The organism is Halorubrum sp. SP3 (assembly GCF_005435195.1).
Lineage (GTDB): Archaea > Halobacteriota > Halobacteria > Halobacteriales > Haloferacaceae > Halorubrum > Halorubrum sodomense.
In genome coordinates this window covers 1-491 of sequence record NZ_SGTU01000334.1, presented here as the reverse complement: position 1 = coordinate 491, position 491 = coordinate 1, and the positions used below count along the sequence as shown (strand labels likewise).

At 59.7% G+C, this 491-nt stretch carries 1 protein-coding gene; it reads left to right on the top strand.

The annotated features are described in order from the left end of the window. Positions 1 to 251: 251 nt before the first annotated feature. Positions 252 to 491: hypothetical protein (locus EXE42_RS16760; protein ID WP_137707038.1), on the top strand; the 240-nt coding region annotated here is incomplete at its 3' end.

Sequence of the window (491 nt, the reverse complement as noted above, 5' to 3'; positions counted from 1 at the left end):
GAGGGATTGAAACACTTCACCCAACTCCCCTAGCGGCGAGTTATGAGAGCCTGCTAGGCCTTCGGCGGGCGTCACCGCGAAGCGACCGGTGATGCTATGAACGCTGATGTGTATTTCTTTTCATATGTTTCTCGACTGAAACAACCGGTCGACGAGAGTTGCGTATCGGTCGCCGAAACCGCTCGATCCCCGAGCGATGACAACGGATCGAGACCGAAGCTACAAGACATTCCCGACATTTGACGAGGACGATGCAGCGGCTCGCCGGTCTGGCGCTTACTACGTTCGCAGTGTTACTCGCGGTCTCGACCGTCGGCGTGGCGTTTGGCGAGTTTTCACTCGTGGTCGATCTGACCGTCGCTCTCGTCGGACTGGGGTTCCTTACTGGGAGCGTCCTTTCGCTCATCGAGCTCGGACAGCGGATCCACCAGATCTCGCGGTTCCTCCTCGCAGACGTCCGCGGCGGGGACGACGTCGCGACGCTTCCCTCC